Below are 25647 nucleotides of genomic sequence, written 5' to 3' on the forward strand. Positions count from 1 at the left end.
GAAAGGGTTCGTTTCATGGAAAACAACGTTTTCGATTCCATTAAAATCGGCCTTGCCTCCCCGGAGCAGATCCGCGCATGGAGCTACGGCGAGGTCAAAAAGCCCGAAACCATCAACTACCGCACCCTGAAGCCGGAGCGTGACGGCTTGTACTGCGAGCGCATTTTTGGACCTACCAAGGACTGGGAGTGCCACTGCGGCAAGTATAAGCGCATCCGTTACAAGGGCAAGGTGTGTGATCGCTGCGGCGTCGAGGTCACCAAGGCCAAGGTTCGCCGTGAGCGTATGGGTCACATTGAGCTGGCCGCTCCTGTGAGCCACATCTGGTACTTCAAGGGCATCCCCAGCCGCATCGGCCTGATGCTGGACATCAGCCCCCGTCTGCTGGAAAAGGTGCTGTACTTTGCAAGCTATATCGTCACCGATCCCGGTCTGACCCCGCTGGACAAGAAGCAGCTGCTGACCGAGAAGGAATACCGCGAAATGTGCGATCGCTACGGCGACGAGTTCGAGGCTGCCATGGGCGCTGAGGCTGTCCAGACTCTGCTGAAGGAGATCGATCTGGATCAGTTGAGCGCTGAGCTGACCGCCGAGGTGGAGAAGTCCTCCGGCCAGAAGCGCGTGCGCATCCTCAAGCGTCTGGAAGTTGTCGAGGCTTTCCGCATCTCCGGCAACCGCCCCGAGTGGATGGTCATGGATGTGCTGCCCGTGCTGCCGCCTGACCTGCGCCCCATGGTCCAGCTGGACGGCGGCCGTTTCGCCACCTCCGACCTGAACGATCTGTACCGCCGCGTCATCAACCGCAACAACCGTCTGCGCCGCCTGCTGGAGCTGGGCGCTCCCGACATCATCGTGCGCAACGAGAAGCGTATGCTGCAGGAGGCTGTGGACAGCCTGATCGACAACGGCCGCCGCGGCCGTCCGGTCACCGGCCCCAACAACCGCGCACTGAAGAGCCTTTCCGATCTGCTGAAGGGCAAGCAGGGCCGCTTCCGTCAGAACCTGCTGGGCAAGCGTGTTGACTACTCCGGCCGTTCCGTTATCGTTGTCGGCCCTGAGCTGAAGATGGATCAGTGCGGTCTGCCCAAGGAGATGGCTCTGGAGCTGTTCAAGCCCTTTGTCATGAAGGATCTGGTGGAGAAGGGCATTGCCAACAACATCAAGTCCGCCCGCAAGATGGTCGAGCGCGCAAAGCCCGAAGTCTGGGACAGCCTTGAGACCGTTATCAAGGGTCATCCCGTGCTGCTGAACCGTGCACCTACCCTGCACCGTCTGGGCATTCAGGCCTTCAACCCCGTGCTGGTGGAAGGCCGTGCCGTCAAGCTGCACCCGCTGGCTTGTACCGCATTCAACGCCGACTTCGACGGCGACCAGATGGCAGTCCATCTGCCCCTGAGCGAGGATGCCTGCCGTGAAGCCAAGATGCTGATGCTGGCTTCCGGCAACCTGCTGAAGCCCTCTGACGGCGCACCTGTTACTGTGCCTACGCAGGATATGATCCTGGGCAGCTACTACCTGACCACCGTCCGCGAAAACGACGAGGGCGCAGGCAAGGTGTTCCGTGATGAGAACGAGGTTCTGATGGCTTACGCCGAGCACGTCATCACTCTGCACGCACCCATCAAGGTGCGCCGCACCATGACCATTGACGGCGTGGAGCGCACCGGTCTGGTGGATGCCACCGCCGGCCGCATCATCTTCAACAATCCCATTCCCCAGAATCTGGGCTATGTGGATCGTACCGATCCCGAGCACTGGCTGGAGTACGAGGTCAGCTTCCGCGTGACCAAAAAGACCCTGCCCGAGATCATCTCCCGCTGCATGACCCGCAACGGCACCCGCAAGTGTGCTAAGATGCTGGATGCCATCAAGGCACAGGGCTACAAGTACTCCACCCTGTCCGCTATCTCCGTGGCTGTGTGCGACGCTGTGATCCCGCCCCAGAAGCAGGAACTGATCGCCGAGGCCGATAAGGAGATCGCCAAGGTCGGCAAGCTGTTCAACCGTGGTCTGATCTCGGATAACGAGCGCTACAACAAGACCATTGATATCTGGCAGAAGACCACCGATAAGGTCTCTAAGGCTCTGGCAGACAACCTGCCCAAGGACAACGAGATCTATATGATGGCAGACTCCGGTGCCCGTGGTTCTATGAACCAGATCAAGCAGTTGGCCGGTATGCGCGGCCTGCTGGCAAACACCGCCGGTCACACCATCGAGATGCCCATTCGTGCTAACTACCGCGAAGGCCTGAACATTCTGGAATATTTCGTTTCTGCCCGTGGTGCCCGTAAGGGTCTGGCTGATACCGCTCTGCGTACCGCCGACTCCGGTTACCTGACCCGCCGCATGGTCGACGTTTCTCAGGACGTCATCGTCCGCGAGATCGACTGCGGCACCACCGATGGCCTGTGGGTCTCTGAGATCCACGAGGGCAAGGAGAAGATCGAGAGCTTCCGCGAGCGTCTGATCGGCCGTTTTGCCGTGGGCGATGTGGTCAACCCCATCACCGGCAAGGTCATCGTGCCCGAGGGCAAGATGATCGACCTGTACGACGCCAACGAGATCGAGGCCGCCGGTATCACCCGCCTGAAGATCCGCAGCCTGCTGACCTGCCGTGCTAAGACCGGCGTCTGCGCACGCTGCTACGGCTCCGATATGGCCAACGGCGAGCCGGTCCGTCTGGGCGAGTCTGTCGGTGTTATCGCCGCAGAGTCCATCGGCGAGCCCGGTACTCAGCTGACCATGCGTACCTTCCATACCGGCGGTATCGCATCTGCTGAGGATATTACACAGGGTCTGCCCCGTGTTGAGGAGCTGTTCGAGAGCCGCCGTCCCAAGAGCATGGCTATCATGAGTGAGATCTCCGGTGTGGTCTCTCAGGACGACACCAAGAAGAACGTGGTCATCAAGGTCACCGGCAAGGACGAGAACGGTGCAGAGGAAGTCAAGAGCTACTCCATCCCGTTCACCCAGCATTCCCGCGTGATGCCCGGCGACCGTGTGGAGAAGGGCGACATCATCACCCGCGAGGGCGTGCTGTACCCGCAGGATATTCTGGCCATCAAGGGTCTGGAGGACGTGCAGAACTACCTGATCAACGAGGTCCAGAAGGTCTACCGTCTGCAGGGCGTTGAGATCAACGATAAGCATATCGAAGTCATTGTCCGTCAGATGTGCCGCAAGGTGCGTGTGACCGACTCCGGCTCCTCCAACCTGATCGGCGGTGCTCTGGCAAGCCGTCTGGAGGTGGAGAACATCAATGCAGATCTGCAGAAGCGCATTGATGCAGGCGAAGAGGGTCTGAAGCTGGTGGAGTACCAGCAGGTGCTGCTGGGCATCACCAAGGCTGCTCTGGCCAACGACTCCTTCCTGTCCGCTGCATCCTTCCAGGAGACCACCCGCGTGCTGACCGAGGCTGCCATCAAGGGCAAGGTCGACCCGCTGTCCGGTCTGAAGGAGAACGTCATCATCGGTAAGCTGATCCCCGCCGGTACCGGTCTGCCGGAGGTGCGTGAGGATCTGAAGAACCGTGAGGCTGAGCGCGATGCCGAGGTCGCAGCCGAGCTGGCTGCCTCCGCACAGTAAGCGCAGCATCCGTCAGGATCTGGTCAGTTAAACAAAACCGCTCCGTGGGCGAAAGCCTGCGGGGCGGTTTTTGCGTGCGAAAAGCAGCGCAGCAGGGGAGGGAAAAGGCACTTTTTCTGCCGAAAATTGCCCGAAAGAAAAAATCTGGAATAAATACAAAAAAATTTGCAAAAACTGTTGACATCCGGCTGCAAAGCGGGTATTATATAACTGTTGCGCGTCCCTCATGGGGATAGTGCGGCTAAAAAGTCGGAAAATGCTTCCGATGTTCATCATTAAGAAAGGAGAAACAAAATGCCTACTTTTAACCAGCTTGTACGCAAAGGCCGTGAGGTCCTGACTACCAAGAGCACCGCTCCCGCTCTGCAGAAGACTTATAACTCTCAGAAGAAGCAGTACTCTGATCTGAGCAGCCCCCAGAAGCGTGGTGTCTGCACTGCAGTTCGTACCATGACCCCCAAGAAGCCTAACTCTGCTCTGCGTAAGGTTGCTCGTGTCCGCCTCACGAATGGTATCGAGGTCACCTCTTACATTCCCGGTATCGGCCATAACCTGCAGGAGCACTCCGTCGTGCTGATCCGTGGCGGCCGTGTTAAGGACCTGCCCGGTGTGCGTTACCACATCATCCGTGGTACCCTGGATACTCAGGGTGTGGCAGGCCGTAATCAGGCCCGCTCCAAGTACGGCGCAAAGCGTCCTAAGGCCGGTGCTGCAAAGAAGTAATTGAGGACAACCGCCATAAACGGCTTTCCTTTATATAAATAACAAGTCCGCTTAAAAGCGGAGGGTAACGGTTTATGTAAGGTCAGCTCTTTGTGACACAACGGGAGTTTTATTACTTTCGAGTACCGATGATATCATTCTGTGAAGGAGGGAAGAAAGATGCCTAGAAGAGGTAACATTGCTAAGCGCGATGTCTTAGCTGATCCTATTTACAATTCCAAGATGGTCACCCGCCTGGTCAACAGCGTCATGCTGGATGGCAAGAAGGGCGTCGCTCAGAAGATCGTTTACGAAGCTTTCTCCATGATTCAGGAAAAGACCGGCAACGATCCTCTGGAGACTTTCGAGAAGGCGATGGAGAACATCATGCCCAGTCTCGAGTGCAAGACCCGCCGTGTTGGTGGCGCTAACTACCAGGTTCCCCTGGAGGTCAGCCCCGCTCGCCGCGAGACTCTGGGTCTGCGCTGGCTTACTGCCTACAGCCGCACCCGTGGTGAGAAGACCATGGCACAGCGTCTGGCTGCTGAGATCATGGATGCTGCCAACAACACTGGTAACGCCGTGAAGAAGCGTGAGGATACTCACAAGATGGCAGAAGCTAACAAGGCTTTCGCACATTTCCGTTATTGATCTGTTCTGTAGGAGGTTAATTTCATGGCTACACCCAGAGAAGTTTCTCTTCAGATGACGAGAAATATCGGCATTATGGCCCATATCGATGCTGGTAAGACTACGACTACCGAGCGTATTCTGTACTACACTGGCATCAACCACAAGATCGGCGAAGTTCATGATGGCGGCGCTACCATGGACTGGATGGTTCAGGAGCAGGAGCGTGGTATCACCATCACTTCCGCTGCTACCACCTGCTACTGGAGCCACTCTGAGACCCAGAAGGATCCGGTCGCATTCAAGAAGAACCGTCACCGCATCAATATCATCGACACCCCGGGCCACGTGGACTTCACTGTTGAGGTTCAGCGTTCTCTGCGCGTGCTGGACGGTTCTGTGACCGTTCTGGCTGCTAAGGGCGGTGTCGAGCCCCAGTCTGAGACCGTTTGGCGTCAGGCTGACGAGTACAAGGTTCCCCGTATGGTCTACGTCAACAAGATGGATACCATGGGTGCCGACTTCTTCCGCTGCATCAAGATGCTGCACGATCGTCTGCACGCTAACGGCGTAGCGATCCAGCTGCCTATCGGTCAGGAGGATACCTTCCGTGGTATCGTTGACCTGGTCGATATGAACGCTGAGGTCTACTACGACGATATGGGCAACGATATGCGCACCGAGCCTATCCCCGAGGATATGGTCGAGCAGGCTGAAGAGTACCGTAACATTTTGGTCGAGGCTGTTGCCGAGAACGACGAAGAGCTGATGGAGAAGTACCTCGAGGGTGAGGAGATCACCCGTGAGGAACTGAAGGCTGCTATCCGCAAGGAGACCATTGCAAATACTCTGGTTCCCGTTGTCTGTGGTTCTTCCTACAAGAACCGCGGCGTGCAGAAGCTGCTGGACGCTATCGTTGACTATATGCCCGCACCTACCGATGTCGAGGACATCAAGGGTGTGAATCCTGAGACCGAAGAGCAGGAGACCCGTCCTTCTTCTGACGATGCTCCGTTTGCTGCTCTGGCTTTCAAGATCGCTACCGACCCGTTCGTTGGTAAGCTGGCATACTTCCGTGTGTACTCCGGTAAGGTTGAGGCAGGTACTACTGTCTACAACTCCGTGAAGGACAACAAGGAGCGTATGGGCCGCATCCTGCAGATGCACTCCAACCACCGCAAGGATATCGACTGCTGCTACGCAGGTGATATCGCTGCTGTTGTCGGTCTGAAGAATACCACCACTGGTGATACTCTGTGTGATGAGGATCATCCCATCATTCTGGAGTCCATGAAGTTCCCCGAGCCCGTTATCCGCGTTGCTATCGAGCCTAAGACCAAGGCTGGTAACGAGAAGATGGGTATCGCGCTGGCAAAGCTGGCCGAAGAGGACCCGACCTTCAAGACCTACACCGATGAAGAGACCGGCCAGACCATCATTGCTGGTATGGGCGAGCTGCATCTGGAGATCATCGTTGACCGTCTGCTGCGTGAGTTCAAGGTTGAGGCAAACGTGGGCGCACCCCAGGTTGCTTACCGTGAGACTATCCGCAAGGAGGCCAACCAGGAGACCAAGTACGCACGTCAGTCCGGTGGTAAGGGTCAGTACGGTCACGTTAAGATCAAGATCGAGCCCAATGAGCCCGGCAAGGGTTACGAGTTCGTCAACGCTATCGTTGGCGGCGCTATCCCGAAGGAATACATCCCTGCTATCGACAACGGTATTCAGGGTGCTATGAAGGCTGGCGTTCTGGCAGGCTATCCTGTTGTTGATGTCAAGGTCACCCTGTGGGATGGTTCTTATCATGAGGTCGACTCCTCTGAAATGGCCTTCTCCATCGCTGGTTCTATGGCATTCAAGGATGCTATGCGCAAGGCTGATCCTATCATCACTGAGCCCATCATGAAGGTTGCTGTTATCGTTCCCGATGAGTATCTGGGCGATGTTATCGGTGACCTGAACGCTCGCCGTGGTCAGATCCAGGGCATGGAAGCTATGGCTGGTACCCAGCGTGTCAACGCATTTGTGCCTCTGGCTCAGATGTTCGGCTACGCTACCGACCTGCGTTCCAAGACTCAGGGTCGTGGCCAGTATGTTATGGAGCCCTCTCACTACGAGCCGGTTCCCAAGAACATTGCTGACCAGATCATTGCTGGCCGCACCAAGGGCTAAGCGCTGTAAAGCATAAGAATTTTGCCGGGGTAGTGTAACTCCGGCAAAATTTCCTGTAAAAGCACTTGATTTTACAGGACAAATTTAGTAGAATAGCCTTGCAATGCAATGTCTGCATTTTGCAGGGTTGTTGTAACCAATATCAAAACCTAAATTAAGGGAGGATATTCCAATGGCTGAAAAGGCAAAGTTCGACCGTTCTAAGCCGCATGTTAACATCGGCACCATCGGTCACGTTGACCACGGCAAGACCACTCTGACCGCTGCTATCACCAAGTACCTGGCTCTGAAGGGTGATGCAGAGTTCATGGACTACGCTAACATCGACAAGGCTCCTGAGGAGCGTGCTCGTGGTATCACGATCAACTCCGCTCACGTTGAGTACCAGACCGAGAAGCGCCACTACGCTCACGTTGACTGCCCGGGCCATGCTGACTACGTTAAGAACATGATCACCGGTGCTGCTCAGATGGACGGCGCTATCCTGGTCGTTGCTGCTACCGATGGTCCCATGCCCCAGACCCGTGAGCACATTCTGCTGGCTCGTCAGGTCGGCGTGCCCTATATCGTCGTGTTCATGAACAAGTGCGATATGGTCGACGACGAGGAGCTGCTGGATCTGGTCGAGATGGAGATCCGTGAGCTGCTGAGCGAGTACGACTTCCCGGGCGACGACACCCCGATCATTCGTGGTTCCGCTCTGAAGGCTCTGGAGGCTCCCAACGATCCCGAGGATCCTGCTTACGCTTGCATCAAGGAGCTGATGGACGCTGTTGACTCCTACATCCCCAACCCGGATCGTGAGGAGGATAAGCCCTTCCTGATGCCCATCGAGGACGTCATGACCATTTCTGGCCGTGGTACCGTTGCTACCGGTCGTGTTGAGCGTGGTATGGCCAAGGTTGGCGATGCTATGGAGATCGTCGGCATCAAGCCCGACCGTCTGAACACCACCATCACCGGTCTGGAGATGTTCCGTAAGTCTCTGGACTTCGCTGAGGCTGGCGATAACATCGGCGCTCTGCTGCGTGGTGTTGATCGTACCCAGATCGAGCGTGGCCAGGTTCTGGCTAAGCCCGGTTCTGTGCACCCCCACAACGTCTTTGAGGCTCAGGTCTACGTCCTGACCAAGGACGAAGGCGGCCGTCACACTCCCTTCTTCTCCAACTATCGTCCTCAGTTCTACTTCCGTACCACTGACGTGACCGGCATCATCACCCTGCCCGAAGGCACCGAGATGTGCATGCCCGGCGATAACGTCATGATGCACGTTGAGCTGCTGACCCCTGTTGCTATGGAAGAGGGCCTGCGTTTCGCTATCCGTGAGGGTGGCCGTACCGTTGGTTCCGGCGTTGTTGGCAAGATCATTGAGTGATTTTGTCCTTGAACGTAAGTTCCAAGGCTAACTAGCAATTTATAAAGACCTTCCCGTTCCGGAGAGCGGGAAGGTCTTTTTGTTTTGTTTATGGCAGTTGTAAGCGGTTCAGTTTCAAAGCTCTTTTACCGTGTCAGGGTGTTGTAGCAGTCTGCAAAGGCGTGCAGAAAGGCGGTCAATTCCTCCTCTGTGGTAAGGTGGCTCAGGCTGATGCGCCAAGAGGAAAGGGCATTGCGCCGGTCCTGACTGACTGCCAGCACTGCCCGGGAGGGCAGTCCGTCGGACGAACAGGCGGATTTGACCGAGACACACACCCCGCGTGCGTCCAGCTCCCGCTGGAACACGGTGCCCTTTACACCCTGCACGCTCAGGTTCAGGATATGCGGCACAGCGTTTGCGGGGCTGTTGACGCGCACTTTTGGATAGCGGGAAAGCTCCGCACGCAGCCGGTCGTTCAGGCTGCGCACGGCTGCGGCGCGGGCGGGCAGCTCCGCAGTAGCCTTTTCCAAGGCCAGCGCCAGCGAGCAGGCAAGAGCTACGGTAGGTGTGCCGCTGCGGTAGGGGGTAGTGCTCTCTCCGCCGTGGATGATGGGCGGCAGTGCCAGCCCCAGCCGCTTTACAAGCACACCGATGCCGTTGAGCCCGTAAAACTTATGGGCTGTCAGGCTCATGGTGTCCATGCCTTCAAACTGCACAGGAATTTTCCCCACAGCCTGTGTGGCGTCCACATGAAAATGGCAGTTGGGATACGCCTTTAAAAGCTCTGCGATTTTTGCAATGGGCTGCACTACGCCCAGCTCGCTGTCCACGGCGGTCACTGCCACCAGAACGGTGTCCGGGCGTAGTCGCCTTTTCAGGTCTGCAAGATCCACCGTGCCGTCCGACCGGATGTCCAGCAGCTCCACCTCGTACCCCTGCTTTTGCAGCGCCTCCAGACTGCCGATGACGGACGAATGCTCCAGCGGGGTAGAGAGGATGTGCCTGCCCGCTGCACCTCCCAGCGCCGCTAGCCCCTTTACAGCAAGGTTGTTGGCTTCGCTTGCGCCGGAGGTATAGATGATACCTGCAGGCGGTGCGCCCAGACAGCGGGCGATGCTGCGGGTCACCTCGTTTATAGCGGCTTTCGCGGCAGTGCCTGCCTGATGGTGGGCGTTGGCATTGCCCGGGTAGCGCCGCTCTGCTTCACAGAAGCATCGCAGCACTTCCTCGTCCACAGGGGTATTGGCAGAATAATCCAGATAGAGCATAGAGCCTCCTGTAATATCAACACATTATGATAGTAGGAAATAAGAACAGGCTCTATTATAGGGCATTCCGCCCAAAAGCGCAACCCCCGCAGCCCACGGCGCAGTGTAACCGGCAAGAAAAAGCTGTCAACACCTTGCTGGAAAGCCCAAAATCTGCTATACTTATCAAAAAGGCTGCGGCGTTGCCGTGCCCTTGCCGGAGCGGTTCCGGTTGTTGGAAGGAACACAAAAAGAAGGGGAGGAGCACAATGTTCAAGCGTGAGCGACTGCATAGCGGCTTCTTTCCCGTTTTTGTGTGGAGGTCTTGTTCCTGAAATTCAGAGGCACTGCTGTTTCAACGGCAATGCCTCTTTTTTTGGGAATAACAGTACAGGAGGTTTTCTATGAGCGAAAAGATCGATTACTCCAAAGGCGTATACGACGCCAAAAAGCTGGGCACAGGCCGGATGTTCATTCTGGGTGTGCAGCACATGTTTGCCATGTTCGGCGCAACGGTTCTGGTGCCGCTGCTCACCGGCCTGAGCGTTTCCACCACTTTGCTATGTGCCGGTCTGGGCACCTTGCTGTTCCACCTTATCACCAAAAAGAAGGTCCCGGCATTCCTCGGCTCCTCCTTTGCGTATCTGGGCGGCTTTTCCATCGTGGCTCCCATGCTGGCTGATGCCGACGGCAACCTGACCATTGCCAACACCAAGATGCTGCCCTATGCCTGCGCTGCCATTGCATTCTCGGGTTTGGTCTATCTGGTGGCCAGCCTGCTGATCTCCACCTTTGGCATCCGCCGCATCATGAAGTTCTTCCCGCCGGTGGTCACCGGCCCCATCATCATCTCCATCGGCCTGATCCTTGCACCCTCTGCCGTCACCAACTGCCAGTCCAACTGGCTGCTGGCTTTCGTGGCACTGGGCACTGTCATCGTGTGCAACATCTGGGGCAAGGGCATGGTCAAGATCCTGCCCATCCTCATCGGCGTGCTGGTCTCCTACGCTGTGGCTCTGGTCACCGGCGCAGTGGACTTCCAGAAGATCTCCGAAGCCGCTTGGCTGGGCATCCCCCTGCACAAGGAGGCTATGGGTCTGTTCGCCATTGACGGCAGCCCGGAGTTCATCAGTGCGCTGTTCACCATCATCCCCATTGCACTGGCTACCATGATGGAACACGTTGGCGATATTGCCGCCATCAGCGCCACCGTCGGCCACAACTATATCAATGACCCCGGCCTGAACCGCACCCTGATGGGCGATGGTCTGGCCACTACCATGGCTGGTCTGCTGGGCGGCCCCGCCAACACCACCTACGGCGAGAACACCGGCGTGCTGGCACTGAGCAAGATCTACGACCCGCTGGTCATCCGCATTGCAGCTGTGCTGGCCATCATCCTGAGCTTCAGCCCCAAGTTTGAGGCCGTCATCAACACCATTCCCACCGGCATCATCGGCGGTATCAGCTTTGTGCTGTACGGCATGATCTCTGCCATCGGCGTGCGCAACGTGGTGGAGAACCGCGTGGACTTCACCAACAGCCGTAACCTGATCGTTGCCGCCGTCATTCTGGTGTGTGCACTGGGCTTCAACTCTGTAGGCGGCGTTGGCTTTACCGTTGGCAGCGTCACCATCAACCTGTCCGGTCTGGCTGTGGCTGCTATCGCAGGCATTCTGCTCAACGCCATTCTGCCCGGCAACGACTACGAATTTGACGCCACTGCCGGTACCGATGCTGCTACCAGCGGCAACCTGCAGGTCTGATTCCGGTAATGCGCCCAGTTTTCTGCAGTGGAATTTGGACATTCTGCCAGATTTTAATAAGTAGGAATAATTCTTAAAAATATACTTGACTAACTAGGAATTATTCGCTATAATAGAGCCATGGAAAGGGAAGTGCACAAAGCACAAAACTTCTTTCCATGGCTCTTTCTATACCCGGCAGCGCGGCTGCCCAGCATAGAAACAACAGGCGGGTGGTTTCCGTCCTGTATCATTTTTAACAGATCGAATGGAGGTAAATTCTTATGAAGAAATACGTTTGCACCGTTTGTGGTTATATCGCTGAGGGTGAGATCCCCGCTCAGTGCCCCGTTTGCAAGGCTCCCGCTTCCGCTTTTGTGGAGAAGAAGGGCAACACCTACGTCACCGAGCACGTTGTTGGCATCGGCAAGGCAGAGGGCGTGCCGCAGGAGATCGTTGATGGTCTGCGCGCTAACTTCGAGGGCGAGTGCAGCGAGGTCGGTATGTATCTGGCTATGGCTCGCGTGGCAGAGCGTGAGGGCTACCCCGAGATCGCCGAGGCCTACAAGCGTTATGCTTACGAGGAAGCTGACCACGCATCCCGCTTTGCAGAGCTGCTGGGCGAGGTCGTGACCGACAGCACCAAGAAGAACCTGATGATGCGTGCCGAGGCCGAGTGCGGTGCCTGTGCCGGTAAGATGGATCTGGCCAAGAAGGCTAAGGCGCTGAATCTGGATGCCATCCACGACACCGTCCACGAGATGGCAAAGGATGAAGCCCGTCACGGCCGCGGCTTCGAGGGCCTGCTGAAGCGCTACTTCAACACCGAAGTCTGATAAGGGTTCCCCAGTTATCTATGCTGCCCGCTGCAAGGACATTCCGCCTTGCAGCGGGCTTTTTTGACGTTTCAGGCTTAAAAAGCGGCGCAGAAACTCCGCAGATTTCCCCCTACATAACGCAATAAATTAAGCTGTTTACAGAATAAATGTTCAAATCTGTTCTTAACTGTTTTTATCGGTTGAGAACAGATTTTTTTGTATTGTGGGCAAATTGTGGGCAAACCCCGCTGATTTGGCCGCTTTTTACCTCTTTTTTTGAATTTGCCCACAAAAAGTCTGAAAGTTGGCTTGTGGCCTAGAAAAATCGGCTATAAATATAATTCTCGATGTGGGCAGACTATTTGACTGTTATCTGTAAAGATGCCATTTCCGGTAACGCCCTCCCGCTTGCAAATATAAAATATTTTTTCCTCTAAAGATGCGCAAAGCGAACGCGGCGCGCATTCAGAATCGTCCTGCTACAAAAAAGGCAGCTGCGCAGAAATCCACGCAGCTGCCTTTTGCATTTTCGCCTTACTGAATGCCGGTAACAGGATAATCCTGTGCTTCCACGGCCTTCTTCAGCACCTCATCCTCTACTTCGGCGTTCAGGGTGACGATGGCAGTACCGGCTTCGTGGCTGACAACAGCCTTGTCCACCTGCGGCAGAGCCTCCAGCGCCTTCTTGACGCGGGCTTCACAGTGGGGGCACATCATGCCTTCTACGGTCAGGGTCTTTTTCATAGCGGTCTCCTCCTTTTGATTAGATGCAGTTGTATCTTCCTCCGCTGCGGGCTGCACAAGGGCAGCGGGCAGGGCAGGGACGTGTTTGGGCGGGTGGTCACGCTTTGCGCTGTGCAGGTCAAACAGGTTCAGCCGCAAGGCGTTGCTCACCACGCAGAAGCTGGAAAGGCTCATGGCAGCTGCGCCGAACATGGGGTTCAGCGTCAGCCCCAAGGGAATGAACACACCGGCTGCCAGCGGGATACCGATGATGTTGTAGATAAACGCCCAGAATAGGTTTTCGTGGATGTTGCGCAGGGAAGCGCGGCTCAGCCGGATGGCGGCGGGCACGTCCGAAAGCTTGGAGTTCATCAGCACTACGTCCGCAGCGTCAATGGCTACGTCCGTGCCTGCGCCGATGGCAATGCCGGTGTCGGCGCGGGTCAGGGCAGGGGCGTCGTTGATGCCGTCACCTACCATGGCAACCTTGCCGTACTTTTGCAGCTGCCGGATAACGGCTTCCTTGCCCTCCGGCAGCACCCCGGCAATCACCTCGTCCACACCGGCCTGCCGGCCAATGGCTTCGGCGGTGCGCTGGTTGTCTCCGGTCAGCATCACCACCCGGATGCCCATATTCCGCAGCTCCCGGATGGCCTGCGGGCTGTCCTCCTTGATGGTATCTGCAACCGCGATAACGCCCAGCAGACGGTGAGCGCCGCCAAAGAAGAGGGGAGTTTTACCCTGTGCAGCCAGCGCAGCAGCCTGCGTTTGCAGCGCAGCAGGGATAGCGACCTTTGCACCGATAAAGGCAGCATTGCCGCCAAAGATCTCCTTGTCCTCCAGCTTGGCGGTAAGGCCGTTGCCCGGCAGGGCGGTAAAATCGGTAACAGAGGGCAGCTCCAGCTGCTTTTCCTCCGCATAGGCCAGCACTGCCCGCGCCAGCGGGTGCTCGCTGCGGCCCTCCAGCGCGGCAGCCAGCGTGAGCAGCTCGGTTTCGGTCACGTCCGCAGCGGGCAGAAGGTCGGTGACAGTGGGCTCGCCGCAGGTGATAGTGCCGGTCTTGTCCAGCGCTACGATGCGGGTACGGCCAGCTTCTTCCAGCGCCGCAGCGGTCTTGAACAGGATGCCGTTCTTCGCACCAAGGCCGTTGCCCACCATAATAGCCACCGGCGTTGCCAGACCCAGCGCACAGGGGCAGCTGATGACCAGCACCGAGATGCCCCGCGCCAGCGCGTAGCCCACATCCCGCCCCAGCAGCAGCCAGACAAGGGTGGTGACCACCGCAATGCTGATGACCGCAGGCACGAAAAAGCCGGATACGGTATCGGCGATCTTTGCAATGGGGGCTTTGGTGGCGGCGGCATCGCTGACCATGCGGATGATCTGCGCCAGCGTGGTGTCCTCGCCCACGCGGGTAGCGCGGCACTGCAAATAGCCGGACTGGTTGGTGGTGGCGGCGCTTACCTTATCGCCCACGGCCTTGTCCGCCGGGATGCTCTCGCCGGTCAGGGCACTCTCGTTCACGGCGCTGCTGCCCTCCAGCACAATACCGTCCACCGGGATGTTCTCGCCCGGGCGCACCACAAAGATATCTTCTTTCTGCACCTGTTCAATGGGTACGGTCACCTCGGCGCCGTCCCGCAGCAAGGTGGCAGTCTTGGGGGCAAGCTTCATCAGGCTCTTGAGTGCATCGGTGGTCTTACCTTTAGAACGCGCCTCCAGCATCTTGCCCACGGTGATAAGGGTCAAAATCATGGCGGCGGACTCAAAGTAGAACTCCATCATGTAGTGCATGACTAGTTCCTCGTTGCCGTGCAGCTGCGCATCGGTCATGGCAAACAGGGCGTAGGTACTCCACACAAAGCTTGCCATCGAGCCCATGGCTACCAGTGTATCCATGTTGGGGGAGCGGTGCACCAGCCCCTTAAAGCCGTTGATGAAAAACTTCTGGTTGATCACCATCACGATGCCCGCCAGCAGCAACTGCACCAGCCCCATGGCAATGTGGTTGCCGTCAAACCAGCGGGGCAGCGGCCAACCCCACATCATGTGCCCCATGGAAAAGTACATCAGCACCAGCAAAAAGCCCAGCGAGGCGATAAGCCGCCGTTTCAGCTTGGGCGTTTCGTGGTCAGCCAGCGCGTCCAGCTCTGCGCTGGTGCTGGCGGCTGCGGCGGCCTTTTTGGGGCTTGCACCGTAACCTGCCTGCTCCACGGCGCGGATAATGGCGGCATCCTCTGCGGTGCCCTCCACGCCCATGGAGTTTGTCAGCAGGCTTACCGAACAGCCGGTGACGCCCGGCACGCTCTTTACGGCCTTTTCTACCCGGGCAGAGCAGGCCGCGCAGCTCATGCCGGTAACGTTGAATTGTTCCATTGCTATTTCTCCTTGTGGTCAGTTTGCCCGGCGGGCGGTCATTTCATCAGCTTGGGCAGCAGTCGGAGCAGTTCTTCCAGCTTTTCGTCGCTGCCGGCACGCAGGTCGTCCGCCACGCAGCTGCCGATGTGCTGCGCCAGCAATTCCCGGGAAAAGCTGTTCAGCGCCGCATTGGCTGCAGCTACCTGTACCAGAATATCCACGCAGTAGGCTTCCTTTTCCAGCATCCCGCGGATGCCGCGTACCTGCCCTTCAATGCGGTTCAGGCGGTTGAGCAGGGCCTTGTATTCCTCCGGGCTGCGCTCTTTGTGGCGGCAGCAGCAGGGGACAGCAGCATCTGCCGCAGCGTCCGCTTCCGGCGCATTATCGCAGCAACAACAGTGCTTTTGGTTCTCTTCCATCTCGGAATCGCTCCCTTCATAAACCCCCATGGGGTATATTTTGCTTGCAACAGCAGTATAGCACACAATATCCGACAATTCAAGTAGGAAATGAAATATAAATGGTGCTGCAAACAAAAAATGGTTCAGAAACGCCGCAGGTGTTTCTGAACCATAAATTTAAAAGTAAAATTCCGCTGCACATAAGAAAACGAGGGAAGCCCCGCAGGCTTTCCCTCGTTAAAATTCTTACTTTACTTCCAGAATGCGCGGTGCAAACAGGCTCCACATCTTACCCCACCAGTACCAGTCGTGGGAAACGTCACCGCCCCAGATCTCCAGATGTGCGGGCATTCCCTGATCCTTCAGCAGATCGGCCAGTGCCTGCGTATCGTCCAGTGCGTCGCCCTCGTAGGCACCCTGACCGGCGCAGAGGATCAGGCAGTTTTCTTCTGCCTTGGCCAGCGCAGGCTTGTTGGCAATGCCGCTTTCCTGCAGATAGGCAAGGGGAGAGCAGCGCAGCACCATGTCGTCGCTGTCGGTGCCCCAGAAGCGGGTCAGGTCGTAGATGCCGCCCATGCCCACAGCACCTGCAAACAGGGTGGGACGGCGCAGACGGCAGTGGACGGCGTGGTAAGCGCCCAAGTCCACACCGGCAGTCCAGATCCGGGTGCCCTTTTTGGCGTTGTTCAGGGTCAGAATACGGGGAGCAAGCTCAGCGGTCAGGTAGACGAAATACTTTTCCTGCAGCTCGGCGCGGCGGCGCTGGGGCAGATCACCGTTCAAAAGGCCCTCGCCGTCCATGGCATCTGCGCAGAACAGCTGCACCTTGCCCTCGTTCAGCAGCTGGGCAATGGCATCGGGCATCCCGTTGTTCTCCCAGTCGTAAAAACGGCCGCCGCGGGCAGGCAGTGCCAGCACCGGCACACCGGCATGGCCGTACACCTTAAACTCCATCTCACGGCCAAGAACCGTGCTCCACTCTTTGTAATAGGTACCCTGGATCATAAATCAAGCACTCCTTATTTTATCATTCACCGGCTCGGGCACAGTCGCTGCGCACCGGTGCCGGATTTGGAAGCTATAATCAGATAAACTGGTTGCGCTGCGGGTCGTAATCGTAGCCCACAGCGTGCAGCTTTGCGCACAGACCGGCCTTGTCGGCCTCCAGATCCTCGCACAGCGCATCGAGATCTTTATACTGATCCCGCAGTTTCAGGTTCACCACGCTCAGCAGCATGATGGGATCAACAGGCAAAGACATTTTATTCCACTCCTTGCGGCAAATAAAAAAGCCGGCCACTCGACAAAGTGACCGGCCACATACACCAAATTAGACAGCGCGGGTAACTTTGCCAGCGCGCAGGCAACGGGAGCATGCGTAGACATACTTGGGAGAGCCCTCCACGACCGCCTTGACACGACGGACATTCGGCTTCCAGGTACGGTTGGAACGGCGATGAGAGTGAGAGACCTTGATACCAAAGGTAACACCCTTGCCGCAGCATTCACACTTAGCCATGGTAATTGCACCTCCTACAGTGAAGTATGGAATCAAAATAATCAGCTTGACTATTCTACCAGAGATGCAGAGAAAAAGCAAGCCTTTTTTTAAATTTCCTGCAGCTTTTTGTATTCCCGGCGCAGTGGGGCTTGTGCAGGGCACAAAAAAATAGTATTATAAAAGAAGAAATTCATTTTGACAGGAGATTTACATGACCGCACAGGCAACCTATTATATCATCCGCGCACTGGTGGCGCTGGTGGCCATCCCGTTCCACGAAGCCGGCCATGCGCTGGCAGCATGGCTGCTGGGCGATGCCACCGCCAAACGCGAGGGGCGGCTTTCGCTGAATCCATTTGCCCACTTTGACCTGCTGGGCACCTTATGCATGGTGTTTGCGGGCGTGGGCTGGGCAAAGCCTGTGTCCACCAATCCCCGCAACTTCAAAAACCCCAAGTGGGGCATGGCGCTTACGGCGCTGGCAGGCCCTGTGGCAAACCTTGTGCTGGCTTACCTTGGCATGGTGGCATGGAAGGTGATGTACTACTGGGCACCGGTCAATAATGCCACCATCTACATTGCCATGTTTTTGCGGTATCTGGTGCTGATGAACGTGAGCCTTGCGGTGTTCAACCTGATCCCCGTGCCGCCGCTGGACGGCAGCCGCATTTTGCTGGTGGTGCTGCCGCAGCGCATCTATTTTGGCCTGATGCGGTACGAAAAATATATCATGATCGTTATGCTGGCGGCGGTTTGGGGCGGCTTTCTGGATGTGCCGCTGTACTACCTGAACAACGCGGTGTGGTCGCTTTTGGGTGCGGGCACCGGGTATATCGATAAAATCGCCTACGCCGTTTACGCCAGCAGCCTTGGGGCGGTGATCTGAGTGGCAGAGGAATTGACCTTCCATCTGGAAGATTTTGACGGCCCGCTGGAATTATTGCTGGCGCTGGTGGCCAAGCATAAGATGGATCTGCACAACATCCCCATTTTGCAGCTCATCGACCAGTACACCCGTACCGTGGAGCAGGCCGACCCCGACCCCGAGACTGCCAGTGCCTTCATTGAGATGGCGGCGCATCTGGTGGAGATGAAAAGCTTTCTGCTGCTGCCCCGCAGCGAAGAGGGTGAGCGCATGAAACAGGAACTCACCGGTCAGCTCATCGAGTACGACCAGTGCCGCCACATGGCGGCTCTGCTGCGCGCAAAAGGGGAAGCTGCCCCGGTATTCGTGCGCCGTCCCATGGAGATGGAGCTGGACAACACCTACGCGCTGCACCACGCCCCGCAGATACTGGCCGACTACTGGCAGGCACTGGCAGGCCGCACTAAAACCCGCCGCGTGCCCACCCAGCAGCAGTTCGAGCCGCTGGTCACCGCGCCCATGGTATCGGTCACCAGCCGGGTGGTGTACATCCTGCGCCGGATGCTGGGCGGCACCGTGGCAAAAATGGAGCAGCTGTTTTCCCGCAGCCAGAGCCGCAGCACCAACGTAGCCACCTTTCTGGCGCTGCTGGAGCTGGTGCGCGGCGGACGCATCGCGTTGGATGACCGGGGAGAACTGACCATGCGCCGCACCCGCCCGGAACGCAATAAGGAGAACCCATGAACCAGAAACAAATCCTTGCCGCCGTGGAGGCCATGCTTTTTGCCTGCGGCGATCCCATAGGGGCCGATAAGCTGGCACAGGCAGTGCAGCTGCCCCAGTCCAGCGTGGATGCTGCGCTGGAGACCCTGCACACCCGCTATCAGCGGGAGGACAGCGGCCTGTGTCTGCTGCATCTGAATACCCGGTGGCAGCTGGCCACCAAGACCCAGTGGGCAGACTGTGTGCGCCGCGTGCTGGACAGCCGCCGCGCCGTACCGCTTGGCCCTGCGGCCATGGAGACTTTGACCGTCATCGCCTATAACCAGCCGGTGTCCCGCGCTTTTATTGAGCAGGTGCGCGGCGTAGATTCCTCCTCCAGCGTGTCCGGTCTGCTGGAAAAGGGGCTGATCGAAGAAGCCGGACGTCTGGACCTGCCGGGTCGTCCGGTCAGCTTCCGCACCACCGATACATTTTTGCGTGTGTTCGGTCTGTCCAGTCTGGCAGACCTGCCGCCGGTGCACAGCGATGCACCGGCAGATGATCCGACCGAAAGTGAGGGCTGACCCATGGGCATGGTTCTTTCCGCAGTGGGCGCTTGTCTGCTGTTCATCCTCAAGGCGGTGGGCATCCTGCTGCTGATTTTGTTGGTGCTGGCGGCGCTGTTGCTGCTGTGCCCCTTCTGTGCGGATGTCTGCTGGCAAAACGATACGCTTACCGTAAAAGCCGGGGCACTGGGCATTACCTTCCCGGTGTTCCAATACCCAAAGCCGGAACCTCCCGCCCAGCCGGAAGAACCAAAGGGCTTTACCGGCAGGCTGAAAGCAAAATTCCGCGCATGGCGTGCAGAGCGCAAGCACAAAAAGGCTGAAAAAAAGGCTGCGCAGCCCGCAAAGCCTAAAGCCGAAAAGCCGCCCCGCAAAAAGGCAAAGCTCACGCTGGATGTGATCTGCACTATGCTGCGGGGCGCAGGTACGCTGCTGCGGGCGGTGTTTGGCACCATCCGTTTTACAAAGATCTCGGTCTGCCTTGGCGTGCGCGGGGACGACCCCGCCGCAGCTGCCCGCAATTACGGCAAGCTGCAGGCGTGGCTTTACCCGACCCTTGGCGTGTTGGATCACTGTTTCTTTCTGGAATTTGACCAGCTGCGCGTTCTGCCGGACTTTGGCAGCGCCCAGCCCACTGTGCAGGATAGAGTGTCCTTCCGGGTCAGTGCGCAGGCGCTGTTCATCGTCATTGCCGCTGTGCGGGTGCTTTACGAGTTCTGGCGCAAAAAAGTATTGGACATTTTTATTTGAAGATGATACACTAAATCTATATCAGAATGCTTTCCGGCGGGCGAGTGCCTGCACGGATGAATAAAGGAGAGTTGTTTTATGGCAGAGCATCCTATTCAGGGCCTGATGAATGTTACGATGGAAAAGATCCACCAGATGGTGGACTCCAACACCATTATCGGCAAGCCCATCACCACCGAGGATGGCATCACCATCCTGCCGGTGTCCAAGGTGAGCTTTGGTTTCGCTTCCGGCGGCACCGATTTTAACGGAAAGAACGCTGCCAACAAGGATCTGTTCGGCGGCGGCTCCGGTGCCGGTGTCAACATCCAGCCGGTGGCATTTCTGGTCATCAAGGATGGCTGTGTGCGCACCATCCAGCTGTCGGATAGCTCCAACAGCATTGATCGCGCCCTGACCATGCTGCCCGAGCTGGTGGAAAAGCTTACCGCTCTGGTCAAAAAGGACGATAAGGCACCCGCAGAGGAGCCCAAGGCAGAGTAACCCTTTATACAAATCAAGCCGCAGCCGCAGACCTTTTGGTCTGCGGTTTATATAGCCGCGCACCGTGCCCTGCAAAAGCAGGGGAGCGGTGCGCGTTTTGAGCGCCGTGAGGCGCACAAGGAGTAATATTATGGCAGAAGAACGTATTCAGAAGATCATGGCCGAGCAGGGTCTGTGCTCCCGCCGCGCCGCCGAGCAGATCATTGCTGAGGGCCGCGTCAAGGTGAACGGCCACCCGGTAAAGGTGGGCGACAAAATGGACCCCAACCGTGACGTGCTCCATGTGGATGACGAGCGCATCTACATCCAAAAGAACCAGCAGCTGTATTATCTGGCGCTGTACAAGCCCCGTGGCTATGTGACCACCGCCAGCGATGAACTGGGCCGCAAGACCGTGATGGACCTAGTCAGCGACATCCCCGCCCGTCTGTACCCGGTGGGGCGTCTGGATAAGGACAGCGAGGGTTTGCTGCTGATGACCAACGATGGTGCCTTTGCGCAGGCTGTCACCCATCCGTCCGGCGGCATCTCCAAGCTGTACCGCGTTACCGTGCAGCCCCGCGCCGATGAAGCCACCATCCTCAAGCTGAGCAGCGGCGTCGTGCTGGATGACGGTACCAAGACTATGCCCTGTGCCATCAACGTGGTCACTGATGAGCCCGGCCGCACCGTGATGGAAATGACCCTGAAAGAGGGCAAGAACCGCGAGATCCGCCGGATGTGCGAGAGCGTGGGTCTTGAGGTGGTGCGCCTGAAGCGCAACGCAGAAGGCGTGGTAAAGCTGGGCATGCTCAAGCCCGGCACCTACCGCGAGCTGACCAAGGCCGAGGTGAACGGTCTGCGCGCCGCAGCCGTCAAGGGCCGTGCACAGACCCGCAGTGCTGTCCAGCAGTCCAAGGCTGCCGAGCGCCGTCCCCGCGGCCCTGTGGGTAAAAACGCACCCCGGAAGCAGAAGTAAGGAGTTATCGGATCATGGAACGAGAAACTCTGAAATCCCGTCTTGGCTTTATTTTGCTTTCCGCAGGCTGCGCCATCGGCATCGGCAATGTGTGGAAGTTCCCGTATATCGCCGGTCAGGGCGGCGGCGGTGCTTTTGTACTGTTCTACCTGATCTTTCTGGTCATTCTGGGTCTGCCCATCATGACCATGGAGTTTGCCGTGGGACGCGCCTCCCGCAAAAGCCCGGTGCGGGCGTATCAGGCGCTGGAAAAGCCGGGGCAGAAGTGGCACATCCACGGCTACTTTACCCTCATCGGCTGCTACCTGCTGATGATGTTCTACACCACCGTAGCGGGCTGGATGCTGCACTATTTCTACATGACTGCCGCCGGCAAGCTGGCAGGGCTCAACGCAGAGCAGGTAGCTGGTAAGTTTACCGAAATGCTGGCCAGCCCCGCCACCATGACCTTCTGGATGGTATTCGTGGTGGTAGTGGGCATTCTGGTGTGCGCTAAGGGGCTGCAAAGCGGTCTGGAGCGTGTGACCAAGGGCATGATGATTGCCCTGCTCCTCATTATGGTGGTGCTGGCTGTCAACAGCCTGTTCATGCCCGGGGCAAAGGAAGGGCTTTCTTTCTTCCTTGTGCCGGACTTTACCCGGATGCAGGAAGTGGGCGTGGTCAACACGCTGGTCTCCGCTATGAATCAGGCCTTCTTCACCCTCAGCCTTGGCATCGGTGCCATGTCCATCTTCGGCAGCTATATCGGCAAGGAGCACTCCCTGCTGGGCGAGTCTGTCCGTATCGTGGTGCTGGATACCTTCGTAGCTATCACCGCTGGTCTGATCATTTTCCCGGCCTGCTTTACCTACCATGTGGACCAGACCAGCGGTCCCAGCCTGATCTTTATCACCCTGCCTAACATCTTTGCTAATATGTCCATGGGTCGGCTGTGGGGCAGCCTGTTCTTTTTGTTCATGGCCTTTGCAGCCATGTCCACCGTGCTGGCAGTGTTCGAAAATATCATCTGCTGCGGCATGGAACTGACCGGTTGCAGCCGCAAAAAGTCCAGTCTGGTGAACCTTGTGCTCATCATCCTGCTGTCCATGCCCTGTGTGCTGGGCTATAACCTGTGGGCATGGGATGGCTTTGCGGTGTTCGGCGGCGCTGTGCTGGATGTGGAGGATTTTCTGGTCAGCAACCTGTTCCTGCCGCTGGGCAGCTTGGTATATCTGCTGTTCTGCGTCACCCGCTACGGCTGGGGCTGGCAGAACTACAAAAAAGAGGTCAACACCGGCGAGGGTCTCAAGGTGCAGGACTGGATGCGCGGCTACCTGACCTATGTGCTGCCGCTTATCGTAGTGTTCATCTTTGCGTTTGGACTCTACGACAAATTCCTAGCATAAGACGTCTGCTCTGTCTTTGATTGACGAACGGGCGGAACAAGTGTAATATAAAAGCATATAGGGTGCTTCTCCCGGCGGGGGACACTGCTATATGCTTTTTTGTATTCAGAAGGAGGAAATACCCCCATGCACATTCTGGTCTGTGACGATGATGCGGTCTTTGCTGCGCAGATGGACGAGTATATCTCGGAATGGTTCCGCGCACGGGAGATCCAGGTGCAGAGCACTGTCTGCACCAGCGGCGAGCAGCTGCTGGCTACCCCGGAGCTGGAACGCTACCAGCTGGCGTTTCTGGATGTAGACCTGAAAACCACCGACGGTATTGCACTGGGGCGCCAATTGCGGCAGGTCGCGCCGGATATCGTGCTGGTGTACATCTCGGCTTATCTGGAATTTGCCCCGCAGGGCTACACGGTCAATGCCTACCGTTACCTACTCAAGCGGGATATTGCCGCTCAGCTGCCCAGCTGTCTGGAGGATATCTTTGCCGGCATGACCGACCCTAAAAAGACGCTGGAGGTACGCCACAACCGCACTACCAGCGAGATACCTCTCGACCAGATCTATTATCTGGAAAGTGATCTGCGGCAGATCAATGTCTACGGCGATATCCCGCACCAGCCCATCTGCACCTTTTACGGCAAAATTGCAGACCTGCCCGCCATGCTGTACGAAAACGGCTTTTTGCAGGTGGGGCGCAGTGATGTGGTCAACCTGCAATATGTGCGCTCCATCCGCAACTATAAGGTGGAGCTGCGCAGCGGGGTAGAACTGAACGCAAGCCGACAGGATTTTGCAGCTATCCGCAGCGCATGGCTGGAATGGAAGGGGCAGTTCGGCGATGAATGAAGAATTCTGGCGCTGGTATATGTACGGCCACTGGGTCTGCCTGACCCAATGGCTCGGCTTTATCATGGTGGAATATGCTTACCTTGGCAAGGGCAAGGTAAAGCACCCTCTGGTGTGGTCCGGTGTTATAACCATGCTTACGATGACCCTTTCGGTCGTGCACAACTATGGTTTTTTTACGCCGATGGCAGTGGCTCTCACACTTCTTTTTCTGTTCATCACCGTCATGCTATTTGGCGGCACGCCGGGGCAAAAGTTTACTGCCTGCCTGATCAACGGTACCATGTGCCTGTTGGTCGAAAACAGTATGCGGTATGTCATATCGTGGATCCTGAAGTGTGAACTGCAGCAGGTCATCCAACGCGCAGACTGTCTGATTATCATAGCGGTGGCAAATATGGTGGTGGGCGCAGCTGTGGCCTTTTTGGTAGGCAAGTGGCGCAGGCGCAATGCGCTGGAGCCCTTGCAGGCGCTGACCATGAGCTTTTTTCCGGGTGTGGTCGTGGTGCTGAACATCCTGCTCATGCTCACAGATAACAACAAAAGGGCCACCATGGCCACAATGGGGATGACAGTGGGGCTTACGGTGGCTGTCATGGTGCATCTGTGCATCGTGGCGATGTTCAATGATCAGGTCATGCAGCGGCGCAGCCTGTATTTTCAGGCCGAGCTGGAGCAGCAGCGGGCCTCGGCTCTGCTGGATTCCTACACCGCCCAGCGCCGTCTGACCCATGAGTTCACCAACCACATCAGTGCGCTGCGTGCCTTGCTGGAGCAGGGAGATGTGGCTGGTGCACAGAACTATATTGCCGGCGTAGATAAGGCTGTGGCGGCCAGCACCACCATTATGGATACCCACAACCCGCTGCTGGATTCCATCCTGACCCGCAAATACGAGGAAGCCACCCGGCAGGGCGTAAGCGTGTATTTTGACCTTTGTGATTTGCGGAATTTTCCCTTAAGCGGGGTGGATATGGTCACCGTGCTGGCAAATCTGCTGGATAACGCCATCTGTGCCGCAGCGCAGGCGTACCCACCGGAGGTGTATGTGCGGGTGCGCAAAACGGGGGAGGAATACCTTCTCTCGGTGCGCAACCGGGTGCAGCGGGACGTGGAGCTGCCGCCGGATGGGCAGCTGCCCCGCACCACCCGCAAAGAGCCCGGCCACGGCATGGGGCTTTCCAACGTGCGGGATGTTCTGCTGCGTCACGGTGCGGAGTATACCCTGAGCTGCCGGGACAATTGGTTCCGCTTTACCTGTGCGGTGCCCACCGACAATTCATGACATCTGCACCGTCAGAATATGACAGTTTTTGTGCAACACAAGCGTAACTCTGCTATACTAAAGCCAGTAAAGGAAGCCTTCCGTGCGGACATTGTCACGTTGCGGTGGGAGGGAAATACCCTTCTTTTTAAGAGCTTTGTTGCTGGATGGAAAAACAGTCTGCGGTGCGTGTAAGCGGGCTGTCTACCTTTGCTTTTTGGGTTGCGCATAGATGCGCAGACCTCTGCTGACGGGACTTTCTGCGGCGGGCCTTTTGGGGGTTGCAGTCGATAAAGTTACTCGATGCGTCGCAATTCCGGCTCTGCTTGCTGTATGGGAATGGCGTAGGCAGGTCGGGGTATCGTGCGCTGCAAAGAGTTCCGTCAGCTCTCTTTTGTGCAAAAAAGGACTGCTCTACATGGGTTTTGCCCAGTATAGCAGTCCTTTTTGTATACTCGACCCTCTCAGTCATCACAGCGCTCTGCCGATTTCCTCAAAGAAAAACTTTGACTCTATAAGCCAACGAATGAAAAAGCTTTCGATGATGGAATGCTTTTTTGGCGCGGCAGCTGCCGTTTTCCTTTGC

Annotated in this window: 22 protein-coding genes; 16 read left to right on the top strand and 6 right to left on the bottom strand. The window is 57.1% G+C overall.

What is annotated here, in order from left to right; all coding sequences use genetic code 11:
• Nucleotides 1-15: 15 nt before the first annotated feature.
• From rpoC to tuf, 5 genes are all read left to right on the top strand, one after another.
• Complete coding sequence (gene rpoC, locus WMO20_RS00395; RefSeq protein WP_112089820.1) at nt 16-3588, top strand: DNA-directed RNA polymerase subunit beta'; 3573 nt, start codon at nt 16-18, stop codon at nt 3586-3588.
• Nucleotides 3589-3882: 294 nt separating this feature from the next.
• The gene (rpsL, locus tag WMO20_RS00400) at nt 3883-4311 is read left to right on the top strand and encodes a 30S ribosomal protein S12 (RefSeq protein ID WP_005926182.1); all 429 of its coding nucleotides are present in this window, start codon (nt 3883-3885) and stop codon (nt 4309-4311) included.
• A gap of 159 nt (nt 4312-4470) precedes the next feature.
• On the top strand, nt 4471-4941 hold the full coding sequence (rpsG, locus tag WMO20_RS00405; RefSeq protein WP_005926179.1) for a 30S ribosomal protein S7: 471 nt from the start codon (nt 4471-4473) through the stop codon (nt 4939-4941).
• Nucleotides 4942-4965: 24 nt separating this feature from the next.
• Nucleotides 4966-7092 (top strand): elongation factor G, encoded by a 2127-nt coding sequence (fusA, locus tag WMO20_RS00410; RefSeq protein ID WP_112089821.1) that lies wholly within the window; start codon nt 4966-4968, stop codon nt 7090-7092.
• Between the two features lie 172 nt (nt 7093-7264).
• Entirely contained in the window at nt 7265-8467 is a 1203-nt protein-coding gene (gene tuf / locus WMO20_RS00415) for an elongation factor Tu (RefSeq protein WP_112089822.1), read from the top strand.
• Between the two features lie 125 nt (nt 8468-8592).
• Here tuf and WMO20_RS00420 read toward each other — a convergent pair whose 3' ends face one another.
• On the bottom strand, nt 8593-9714 hold the full coding sequence (locus tag WMO20_RS00420; RefSeq protein WP_349185491.1) for a cysteine desulfurase family protein: 1122 nt from the start codon (nt 9712-9714) through the stop codon (nt 8593-8595).
• Nucleotides 9715-10097: 383 nt separating this feature from the next.
• Here WMO20_RS00420 and WMO20_RS00425 point away from each other — a divergent pair, with 383 nt between their 5' ends.
• Both WMO20_RS00425 and WMO20_RS00430 read left to right on the top strand, forming a co-directional pair.
• Nucleotides 10098-11459 carry a uracil-xanthine permease family protein gene (locus WMO20_RS00425; RefSeq protein ID WP_349185492.1) on the top strand — a complete coding sequence of 454 codons (1362 nt, stop codon included), beginning with the start codon at nt 10098-10100 and terminating at the stop codon, nt 11457-11459.
• A gap of 263 nt (nt 11460-11722) precedes the next feature.
• A complete protein-coding gene (locus WMO20_RS00430; RefSeq protein WP_249239983.1) occupies nt 11723-12274 on the top strand; it encodes a ferritin family protein in 552 nt (183 codons plus the stop codon).
• A gap of 516 nt (nt 12275-12790) precedes the next feature.
• On the opposite strand, the gene WMO20_RS00435 is transcribed toward WMO20_RS00430, so the two are convergent.
• The 5 genes from WMO20_RS00435 to rpmB form a co-directional block, all read right to left on the bottom strand.
• Complete coding sequence (locus WMO20_RS00435; RefSeq protein WP_349185493.1) at nt 12791-15355, bottom strand: heavy metal translocating P-type ATPase; 2565 nt, start codon at nt 15353-15355, stop codon at nt 12791-12793.
• Nucleotides 15356-15393: 38 nt separating this feature from the next.
• Complete coding sequence (locus tag WMO20_RS00440) at nt 15394-15756, bottom strand: metal-sensing transcriptional repressor (protein ID WP_308562713.1); 363 nt, start codon at nt 15754-15756, stop codon at nt 15394-15396.
• 228 nt (nt 15757-15984) lie between these two features.
• Entirely contained in the window at nt 15985-16743 is a 759-nt protein-coding gene (locus tag WMO20_RS00445) for an esterase family protein (RefSeq protein WP_349185494.1), read from the bottom strand.
• Between the two features lie 79 nt (nt 16744-16822).
• The gene (locus WMO20_RS00450; RefSeq protein WP_080545322.1) at nt 16823-16999 is read right to left on the bottom strand and encodes a DUF4250 domain-containing protein; all 177 of its coding nucleotides are present in this window, start codon (nt 16997-16999) and stop codon (nt 16823-16825) included.
• 69 nt (nt 17000-17068) lie between these two features.
• A complete protein-coding gene (gene rpmB, locus WMO20_RS00455; RefSeq protein ID WP_080545321.1) occupies nt 17069-17257 on the bottom strand; it encodes a 50S ribosomal protein L28 in 189 nt (62 codons plus the stop codon).
• A 193-nt stretch (nt 17258-17450) separates the two neighbouring features.
• On the opposite strand from rpmB, the gene WMO20_RS00460 reads away from it, so the two are divergent.
• The 9 genes from WMO20_RS00460 (at nt 17451) to WMO20_RS00500 (ending at nt 25082) form a co-directional block, all read left to right on the top strand.
• A complete protein-coding gene (locus WMO20_RS00460) occupies nt 17451-18125 on the top strand; it encodes a site-2 protease family protein (RefSeq protein WP_112089828.1) in 675 nt (224 codons plus the stop codon).
• Nucleotides 18126-18848, top strand: coding sequence for a segregation and condensation protein A (locus WMO20_RS00465; protein ID WP_349185495.1), 723 nt, complete (start codon nt 18126-18128; stop codon nt 18846-18848).
• Nucleotides 18845-19390: an SMC-Scp complex subunit ScpB gene (gene scpB, locus WMO20_RS00470; protein ID WP_005926122.1), complete on the top strand. Its 546-nt coding sequence runs from the start codon at nt 18845-18847 to the stop codon at nt 19388-19390. Before WMO20_RS00465 ends, scpB begins: the two co-directional genes overlap by 4 nt.
• A gap of 3 nt (nt 19391-19393) precedes the next feature.
• Complete coding sequence (locus WMO20_RS00475) at nt 19394-20122, top strand: DUF2953 domain-containing protein (protein WP_349185496.1); 729 nt, start codon at nt 19394-19396, stop codon at nt 20120-20122.
• Nucleotides 20123-20200: 78 nt separating this feature from the next.
• Nucleotides 20201-20605, top strand: a complete 405-nt coding sequence (gene ytfJ, locus WMO20_RS00480; RefSeq protein WP_097780192.1) for a GerW family sporulation protein — start codon at nt 20201-20203, stop codon at nt 20603-20605.
• Nucleotides 20606-20735: 130 nt separating this feature from the next.
• Complete coding sequence (locus WMO20_RS00485; protein ID WP_097780193.1) at nt 20736-21563, top strand: pseudouridine synthase; 828 nt, start codon at nt 20736-20738, stop codon at nt 21561-21563.
• Nucleotides 21564-21577: 14 nt separating this feature from the next.
• Nucleotides 21578-22948, top strand: a complete 1371-nt coding sequence (locus WMO20_RS00490; protein WP_349185497.1) for a sodium-dependent transporter — start codon at nt 21578-21580, stop codon at nt 22946-22948.
• A 126-nt stretch (nt 22949-23074) separates the two neighbouring features.
• Nucleotides 23075-23797, top strand: a complete 723-nt coding sequence (locus WMO20_RS00495; protein WP_349185498.1) for a LytR/AlgR family response regulator transcription factor — start codon at nt 23075-23077, stop codon at nt 23795-23797.
• Nucleotides 23790-25082 (top strand): sensor histidine kinase, encoded by a 1293-nt coding sequence (locus WMO20_RS00500; protein ID WP_349185499.1) that lies wholly within the window; start codon nt 23790-23792, stop codon nt 25080-25082. Before WMO20_RS00495 ends, WMO20_RS00500 begins: the two co-directional genes overlap by 8 nt.
• Nucleotides 25083-25647: the final 565 nt, after the last annotated feature.

Source organism: Faecalibacterium intestinale (assembly GCF_040096575.1).
Taxonomy (GTDB): domain Bacteria; phylum Bacillota; class Clostridia; order Oscillospirales; family Ruminococcaceae; genus Faecalibacterium; species Faecalibacterium intestinale.

Coding starts and splice junctions, on each gene's coding strand:
- WMO20_RS00490 (WP_349185497.1), top strand. CDS start 21,578: ATGGAACGAGAAACTCTGAAATCCCGTCTTGGCTTTATTTTGCTTTCC.
- WMO20_RS00485 (WP_097780193.1), top strand. CDS start 20,736: ATGGCAGAAGAACGTATTCAGAAGATCATGGCCGAGCAGGGTCTGTGC.
- WMO20_RS00450 (WP_080545322.1), bottom strand. CDS start 16,999: ATGTCTTTGCCTGTTGATCCCATCATGCTGCTGAGCGTGGTGAACCTG.
- rpsG (WP_005926179.1), top strand. CDS start 4,471: ATGCCTAGAAGAGGTAACATTGCTAAGCGCGATGTCTTAGCTGATCCT.
- WMO20_RS00425 (WP_349185492.1), top strand. CDS start 10,098: ATGAGCGAAAAGATCGATTACTCCAAAGGCGTATACGACGCCAAAAAG.
- WMO20_RS00440 (WP_308562713.1), bottom strand. CDS start 15,756: ATGGAAGAGAACCAAAAGCACTGTTGTTGCTGCGATAATGCGCCGGAA.
- scpB (WP_005926122.1), top strand. CDS start 18,845: ATGAACCAGAAACAAATCCTTGCCGCCGTGGAGGCCATGCTTTTTGCC.
- WMO20_RS00460 (WP_112089828.1), top strand. CDS start 17,451: ATGACCGCACAGGCAACCTATTATATCATCCGCGCACTGGTGGCGCTG.
- WMO20_RS00445 (WP_349185494.1), bottom strand. CDS start 16,743: ATGATCCAGGGTACCTATTACAAAGAGTGGAGCACGGTTCTTGGCCGT.
- rpmB (WP_080545321.1), bottom strand. CDS start 17,257: ATGGCTAAGTGTGAATGCTGCGGCAAGGGTGTTACCTTTGGTATCAAG.
- tuf (WP_112089822.1), top strand. CDS start 7,265: ATGGCTGAAAAGGCAAAGTTCGACCGTTCTAAGCCGCATGTTAACATC.
- rpsL (WP_005926182.1), top strand. CDS start 3,883: ATGCCTACTTTTAACCAGCTTGTACGCAAAGGCCGTGAGGTCCTGACT.
- WMO20_RS00420 (WP_349185491.1), bottom strand. CDS start 9,714: ATGCTCTATCTGGATTATTCTGCCAATACCCCTGTGGACGAGGAAGTG.
- fusA (WP_112089821.1), top strand. CDS start 4,966: ATGGCTACACCCAGAGAAGTTTCTCTTCAGATGACGAGAAATATCGGC.
- WMO20_RS00500 (WP_349185499.1), top strand. CDS start 23,790: ATGAATGAAGAATTCTGGCGCTGGTATATGTACGGCCACTGGGTCTGC.
- WMO20_RS00435 (WP_349185493.1), bottom strand. CDS start 15,355: ATGGAACAATTCAACGTTACCGGCATGAGCTGCGCGGCCTGCTCTGCC.
- ytfJ (WP_097780192.1), top strand. CDS start 20,201: ATGGCAGAGCATCCTATTCAGGGCCTGATGAATGTTACGATGGAAAAG.
- rpoC (WP_112089820.1), top strand. CDS start 16: ATGGAAAACAACGTTTTCGATTCCATTAAAATCGGCCTTGCCTCCCCG.
- WMO20_RS00495 (WP_349185498.1), top strand. CDS start 23,075: ATGCACATTCTGGTCTGTGACGATGATGCGGTCTTTGCTGCGCAGATG.
- WMO20_RS00475 (WP_349185496.1), top strand. CDS start 19,394: ATGGGCATGGTTCTTTCCGCAGTGGGCGCTTGTCTGCTGTTCATCCTC.
- WMO20_RS00430 (WP_249239983.1), top strand. CDS start 11,723: ATGAAGAAATACGTTTGCACCGTTTGTGGTTATATCGCTGAGGGTGAG.